Source organism: Sinomonas sp. (genome assembly GCF_036848755.1).
GTDB lineage: Bacteria > Actinomycetota > Actinomycetes > Actinomycetales > Micrococcaceae > Sinomonas.
The window spans coordinates 25,889-32,588 of record NZ_DAIUJO010000038.1; the positions used below are offsets into that span (position 1 = coordinate 25,889).

Below are 6,700 nucleotides of genomic sequence, written 5' to 3' on the forward strand. Positions count from 1 at the left end.
CCCCGCCGAGGGGCTCGACTGGCTACTCTGTTGGCATGGGAACCGAAGCCGCCGCCCTCACCGATGACCGCCTCCTCGCCGAGATCCGTTCCGCCGCCGCGGGGATCAGCCATGAGCTCGACCGCCTGACGGATGAGTCCGCCCGGCGCCCCTCCGAGCTGCCCGGCTGGACCCGGGGCCACGTGCTCGCCCATGTCGAGGGCATCTCCTCTGCCCTCGCCCGGCAAGTCGAGTGCGCCCGCCGCGGAGAGAAGGTCGAGCTCTACGACGGCGGGCAGGCGGCGCGCGATCAGGCCATCGAGGATGGCGCCCACGCGACGGCGGACGAGCAGCGCGAGCGCGTGGGCGCCGCGCTCGAGAGGGTCATCGCGGCGTTCGCATCGCTCGAGCCAGGCGAGTGGGAGGCGCCAGTTCGCTTCCGCGACGGGGTGGTGCGCGATGCCGCCCTCGCCCTGTGGCGGGAGCTCGAGATCCACCACAGCGACCTCGGCACCGGCTGCACCCAGCAGGAATGGAGCGCGAGCTTCTGCCATCATCTCCTCGGCTTCCTCGAACCCCGCGTGCCTGAGGGCGAGGCCTTCGTTCTCCGGCCCCACCACGGCGACGAGCTCCGGCTCGGGGACGGACCCGACAGCGTCATCCTCGAGGGCAGGCTGCAGGACCTCGCCGCGTGGCTGGCGGGACGCGAGATCGGCCGCGGCTCGGTCCGCGCCGAGCACGACGGCGAGGCCGTCCCGCTGCCGCCCATCGGCCCCTGGCCGTCGGCGCTCGCGGTCAAGTAGCCCGCGCACCGGCCGATGGAGCACGAAGAACTCGTCCACTGGCTCCTGCGCGACCCAGTCGCCGTCGCTCCCGACCTCCTAGGTGCCGTCCTCGCGCATACGACGGCGGTGGGTACGGTGAGCGTGCGCCTCACCGAGGTCGAGGCGTACCGCGGTCACCGAGATTCGGAACACGCCGATCCCGGTTCCCACTCCTACAACGGCCGGACCGCCCGGAACGAGGTCATGTGGGGGCCGCCTGGCCATCTCTACGTGTACTTCACGTACGGCATGCATTTCTGCGCCAACATCGTGTGCGGCCCGGCAGGCCGGTCGTCGGGCTGCCTGCTTCGGGCGGGAGAGGTCGTGGAGGGAATCGAGCTGGCCAGGTCGCGGCGCCCTGCGGCGCGCAAGGACGCCGAGCTCGCGCGGGGCCCGGCGAGGCTCGCACAGGCACTCGGCATCGGTCGCGAACACAATGGGGCCTCGCTCGACGGCGGGGCATTCCGGCTCGTTCCGCCAGCCCACCGTGCTCCCGCCATCCTCAGTGGACCGCGGGTCGGCGTAGCCGGCGCCGGGGGGTCGGCGGACTATCCGTGGAGGTTCTGGCTGCAGGGCGAGCCGAGCGTCTCGGCCTATCGCGCTGCAAAGCCCCGCACCCGAGCCCGCGCGGCGGGCAACGCCGTCGTCCGCTGAAGCTCGCGTCCCCGGCGCGGTGAGTCACGCGGCGTCGGGCGCCTCGTCGCGGAGGGCGAGCCGGTCGAGGAGGCGAGCGCGCACTTCCGGCCACTCGCGGTCCAGCACCGAGAACACAGCCGTGTCGATCCGCGTTCCCCCAGCCGCGCCGTCCTGCATGGCGCGGTGCGACCGCAGGGTTCCCTCGTAGCACGCACCCATCCGGAGCAGCGCCGCGGCGCTGCGCCCGTTGCGGGTATCGACACGGAACCCGACCCGGCAGACGCCGAGGGATTCGAAGGCGTAGCCGAGGAGCAGGAGTTTCGAGGCCTCGTTCGCTCCCGAACCCCAGTGGGCCCGGCCGAAGAAGGTGCCTCCGACCTCGACCCGACCGTGCTCGGGGCTCAGCTCGTACAGCCCGGTCGTGCCGATGAGCGGCCCCGTGGCGTCCTGCATGACGGCGAACGGCAGCGCCTCGGGATCCTCGAGCCGGGCGGCGAAGAGCTGGGCGAGGCCTTGTGTGTTCTCCGGCCTCCCCGCGGCCATGCCCGCCCACAGTTCGGCATCGATCAGGGGGAACAGCTGCTCGGCCTGCGGAGGCGCGAGCGGCACGAGGCAGACGCCGTGCCCGGCGAGTGCGAGGGTGTGCTGCATGCGGCCCATTGAAGCAGGCGCAGGGGATCCGGCGGACCGGCCAGCGGGCTATGTGGACGTGAACATTCGGTAACGTGGAACGGTGACCCGACACAGCGCGCCCGAGGAAGGCGTCGTCGACCTCCTCAACCGACTCTGCGCCACGGTGGAGGACTATCCCCGACCTGGCATCACGTTCAAGGACCTGACTCCAGTCTTCGCCGACGGCGAGGGCCTCCGCGTCATGGTGGACGCTCTGACCTCTCCCTTCGAGGGGCGGTTCGACCTCGTGGCGGGCGTCGAGGCCCGCGGCTTCCTGCTCGCGGCCGCCGCCGCCTACGCCACTGGCACCGGCGTCATCACGGTGCGCAAGAAGGGCAAGCTGCCCAGGCCGACCCTTTCGGAGGACTACGCCCTCGAGTACGGCAACGCGACGATAGAGGTCCACGAGGACGACGTCCCGCCCGAAGCGCGCATCCTCCTCCTCGACGACGTTCTCGCGACTGGCGGCACGCTCTCTGCGGCGACCCGGCTCATGGAGCGCTCGGGCGCACACGTGGTGGGCATCGGCGTCGTCCTCGAGCTGGCCGGGCTGGGCGGACGCAAGGTGCTCGAAGGTCACGACGTGCATTCGCTCCAGCGGATCGAGTCCTAGCCTGGGACTCCGCCGCGCGTCCGGGCCAGCTCTGGAGCTGGCGCGCGGATGCGGTTTCCGGCATGTTCACCCAAATCGCTGTAGAATGGACGGTCCGTCATTGCAGTAAGGGGAACATGCCGATGCCCGACGCCGATCTGGCTCACGAACGCGACTACGTGCGGAGCCTCTACCGCCGGCTCGATGAGTTGCGCGACGAGAAGCGCAGCCAGCTCGCCGCGGTCCGCAAGGCGGGAGCAGTCGGCTCCGTGCAGAACATCTCCGAGCGTGACGCGTTCGCGGCCATGTACGAGGACCGCCTCGCGCAGCTCGACGCCGTCGAGGACCGGCTCGTCTTCGGCCGGCTCGATCTGGACGACGGGGAGGCCCAGTACATCGGCCGCATCGGCCTGAGCACCGACGATCTCCGGCGTCTCATGGTGGACTGGCGGGCGCCCGAGGCGAGCCACTTCTACCAGGCGACGGCGTTCGACCGACAGGGGGTGCGTCGCCGCCGTCACCTCATCCTGCAAGGCAGGGACGTCAAGGCCATCGAGGACGACATCCTCGACGCGGACATGCTCGAAGCCGGTCATCATCAGGGCGAGGGAGCCCTCCTCGCCGCGCTCAATTCGAAGCGCACGGGCCGCATGGCCGACATCGTGAGCACCATCCAGGCCGAGCAGGACCGCATCATCCGCGCCCCCATGCCGGGTGCACTCGTCGTCCAGGGCGGTCCGGGCACGGGCAAGACTGCGGTCGCGCTCCACCGCGCCGCCTACCTCCTCTACAGCCATCGCGATCGGCTCAAGTCGGCGGGCGTCCTGCTCGTCGGTCCGTCTCCGTCGTTCATGAAGTACATCGAGCGCGTGCTCCCCTCGCTGGGCGAGACGGGCGTCGTCATGTCGAGCGTCGGGCGGCTCATGCCGGGCATCAACGCCGTTCCCGAGGAGGACCCCCGCGTCGCGAAGCTCAAGGGCAGCAAGCGCATGGTCGATCTCATCGCGGCCGCCGTGTCGAATCGGCAGCGGGTCCCGGCCTCCGACCGCATCCTCGATGTCGAGGGCCAGAAGCTCCTGCTCACGCCCCGGCAGGTCCGCCGGGCCCGGGACAAGGCGCGGGCGACAGGCAAGCCCTACAACGAGGCGCGCAACACGTTCGTCAAGATCCTCCTGCGCGAGCTCACCGAACAGCTCCAGTCGAAGCTCGAGGCCTCGAGCGTGGGGAACAATGCCGACCGCTCGTATCTCGCGGAGGACGTCCGGCAGGCTCGCGACGTCCGCGTTGCCCTGAACCTCTGCTGGATGCCCATCACTCCCCAGAAGCTCCTCACGGAGCTGTTCTCCAGACGAGCGATCCTCGACGCCGTCGCGACCGGCCTGAGCCCCGACGAGCGCGCCCTGCTCGAGCGTTCCGCCGACGCCGCATGGACCGAAGCCGACGTCCCGCTCCTGGACGAGGCCGCTGAGCTGCTCGGGGAGCCGGACGCTGCAGGCGGCGCGGAGGCGGGCCGCCGCGAAGCCGAACGGCGGCGCGACCTCGAGAACGCCGAGCGCACGCTCGCGAACCTGAACAACGCGCTGCGGGAACAGGGGGTCGACGGCGTCGTGAGTGCCGAGGACCTCGCCGACTTCCAGCAGACGCCGGAAGCACGCCTCACCGCGGCCGAACGGGCCGTGGGGGACCGCACGTGGGCCTACGGCCACATCATCGTCGATGAGGCGCAGGAACTCTCCTACATGCAGTGGCGCCTGCTCGTGCGGAGGTGCCCGCTCAAGTCCTTCACGATCGTCGGGGACATCGCCCAGACGAGCTCGGCGGCGGGAGCGTCGTCCTGGAGCGGGGCGCTCACGCCGTTCTTCGGCGACCGCTGGCAGCTCGAGGAGCTCACGGTGAACTACCGGACGCCGAGTCAGATCGCGGAGTCCGCGGCCCGCATGGCGGCAGCCGCGGGACTCACCGTGTCGGCCCCGAAGGCCGTGCGAGAAGGCCAGTGGCCGCCGATTGTCGACCGCGTCGAGGCCGGGACCGTCGTCGAGCGTTTGGTCGCTGTCATGCCCGAGGAACTCGAAGCGGCCGACGGCGGTCTGGTCGCCGTCATCGCGCCCGAGGAGCTCGTGGAGGGAGCGCGGACCGCCTTGCGCGAGGTCTACGGCACACGCGTGGGCGCTGGGGCCGGCAGCTTCGACCAGGACATCGTGGTGATCGACCCACGGGAGGCGAAGGGGCTCGAATTCGACGGCGTCGTCGTCCTCGAACCGGGCCGTCTGGTCGACGACCATCACGGGCGCGTCGGGGACCTGTACGTCGCCATGACCCGGGCCACGCAGCGGCTCCGGCTCATCGCCGCGGACCCGCTGCCGGCGGGGATCGAAGCCCAATTCGCCGATGCCTGACTGATACCGTAGAAGCCGTGCCGCAGACAGTACTCCATACGCAGAAGAACGATCCGAGCTTCCCGAACATCTGGCAGGAGCTCAAGTGGCGTGGCCTCGTCCACGTCTCGACCGACGAGGCTGAGCTCGAGGCTCTCCTCTCGGGGGATCCGATCACGTATTACTGTGGCTTCGACCCGACCGCACCGAGCCTCCATCTGGGCAATCTGGTCCAGCTTCTCGTGCTCCGGCGCCTCCAGCTCGCGGGCCACCGCCCGCTGGGGCTCGTGGGCGGCTCCACGGGGCTCATCGGAGACCCGCGCCCGACGGCGGAGCGCACCCTGAACACGAAGGACACCGTCGCAGAGTGGGTCGGCTACCTCAAGGCCCAGGTGCAGCGGTTCCTGAGCTTCGAGGGCGCGAGCGCCGCGCGCATGGTCAACAATCTCGACTGGACTGCGCCCCTGAGTGCGATCGACTTCCTGCGTGACGTCGGCAAGCACTTCCGGGTGGGGACGATGCTCCGCAAGGACGCCGTCGCCTCCCGTCTTTCCTCCGAGGAGGGCATCTCCTACACCGAGTTCAGCTACCAGATACTCCAGGGGATGGATTACCTCGAGCTGTTCAGGGCCTACGGCTGCGTCCTGCAGACTGGGGGCTCCGACCAGTGGGGCAATCTGACGAGCGGGACGGAGCTCATCCGCAAGGTCGAAGGCAAGACGGTGCACGCTCTCGGCACCCCGCTCATCACGAATGCGGACGGGACCAAGTTCGGCAAGAGCGAGGGAAACGCCATCTGGCTCGATGCGGCCATGTGCTCGCCGTACACGTTCTACCAATTCTGGCTCAACACATCGGACGCGGATGTGGTCGATCGGCTCAAGGTCTTCACCTTCCTCACGCGCGCCGAGATCGAGGAGCTCGAGGCTTCCGTCAAGGACCGGCCGTTCGCTCGCGAGGCCCAGCGCCGGCTCGCGTTCGAGGTGACCTCGACCGTCCACGGGGTGGACGCTACGGAGAAGGTCATCGCGGCTTCTGCAGCTCTCTTTGGGAACGGCGATCTCGGGGTGCTCGACGAGGGCACGCTCGAGGCGGCGACGGCCGAGCTGACGACGGCGGCAGTGACCCCGGCCCAGCTCGGCATCGTGGACCTGCTCGTCGCGACAGGACTCTCCGACAGCAAGTCGGCCGCCCGGCGGACGGTGGGAGAGGGGGGCGCCTACGTCAACAACGTCAAGGTCACCGATCCCGACGCGGTCGTCGATTCCGAACTCGCACTGCATGGCCGGTATTTCCTGGTACGGCGCGGCAAGAAGAGCCTCGCAACGGCGGTCCTGACAGCCTGACGGCCGCCTCGCGCGGGGCGTCTAGCACCTTGATCCACCCAGAGGCTCGTGCGACACGCCCGGGAGTCTGGGTGGATTTGCCGTCTCCCGGGAGGGCGTGTACTGTATTTCGAGTCGCCACCGCCGAGTGGCGGCGGAAATCCTTCCACTAAATAGCCTCACGGCAGGAATCGCAGACAGAGTTCTGCGATTTGCGGTGAGGGGCTTGAGAAGGTAAATTAGAACCTCGTTCGGTTGGGAGATATCCCGGGTTTGGTGCCTGGGGGATGTACTTTC

Annotated in this window: 6 protein-coding genes; 5 read left to right on the forward strand and 1 reads right to left on the reverse strand. The window is 69.5% G+C overall.

Annotated features, from left to right (window positions below; all coding sequences use genetic code 11):
- Positions 1–35: 35 nt before the first annotated feature.
- Both V7053_RS08255 and V7053_RS08260 read left to right on the forward strand, forming a co-directional pair.
- A complete protein-coding gene (locus tag V7053_RS08255; protein WP_334171794.1) occupies positions 36–782 on the forward strand; it encodes a maleylpyruvate isomerase family mycothiol-dependent enzyme in 747 nt (248 codons plus the stop codon).
- A 15-nt stretch (positions 783–797) separates the two neighbouring features.
- Positions 798–1,457 (forward strand): DNA-3-methyladenine glycosylase, encoded by a 660-nt coding sequence (locus V7053_RS08260; RefSeq protein ID WP_334171795.1) that lies wholly within the window; start codon positions 798–800, stop codon positions 1,455–1,457.
- Positions 1,458–1,481: 24 nt separating this feature from the next.
- On the opposite strand, the gene V7053_RS08265 is transcribed toward V7053_RS08260, so the two are convergent.
- Complete coding sequence (locus tag V7053_RS08265; protein ID WP_334171796.1) at positions 1,482–2,090, reverse strand: GNAT family N-acetyltransferase; 609 nt, start codon at positions 2,088–2,090, stop codon at positions 1,482–1,484.
- Positions 2,091–2,172: 82 nt separating this feature from the next.
- On the opposite strand from V7053_RS08265, the gene V7053_RS08270 reads away from it, so the two are divergent.
- The 3 genes from V7053_RS08270 (at position 2,173) to tyrS (ending at position 6,424) form a co-directional block, all read left to right on the forward strand.
- Entirely contained in the window at positions 2,173–2,724 is a 552-nt protein-coding gene (locus tag V7053_RS08270) for an adenine phosphoribosyltransferase (RefSeq protein ID WP_334171797.1), read from the forward strand.
- 122 nt (positions 2,725–2,846) lie between these two features.
- Complete coding sequence (locus V7053_RS08275) at positions 2,847–5,099, forward strand: HelD family protein (RefSeq protein ID WP_334171802.1); 2,253 nt, start codon at positions 2,847–2,849, stop codon at positions 5,097–5,099.
- Between the two features lie 17 nt (positions 5,100–5,116).
- Positions 5,117–6,424: a tyrosine--tRNA ligase gene (gene tyrS, locus V7053_RS08280; protein ID WP_334171798.1), complete on the forward strand. Its 1,308-nt coding sequence runs from the start codon at positions 5,117–5,119 to the stop codon at positions 6,422–6,424.
- The last annotated feature ends 276 nt before the right edge of the window (positions 6,425–6,700 follow it).

Excerpts from the sequence above, each read along its gene's own strand:
- V7053_RS08255 (WP_334171794.1), top strand. The coding sequence starts at position 36 with ATGGGAACCGAAGCCGCCGCCCTCACCGATGACCGCCTCCTCGCCGAG.
- V7053_RS08260 (WP_334171795.1), top strand. The coding sequence starts at position 798 with ATGGAGCACGAAGAACTCGTCCACTGGCTCCTGCGCGACCCAGTCGCC.
- V7053_RS08265 (WP_334171796.1), bottom strand. The coding sequence starts at position 2,090 with ATGCAGCACACCCTCGCACTCGCCGGGCACGGCGTCTGCCTCGTGCCG.
- V7053_RS08275 (WP_334171802.1), top strand. The coding sequence starts at position 2,847 with ATGCCCGACGCCGATCTGGCTCACGAACGCGACTACGTGCGGAGCCTC.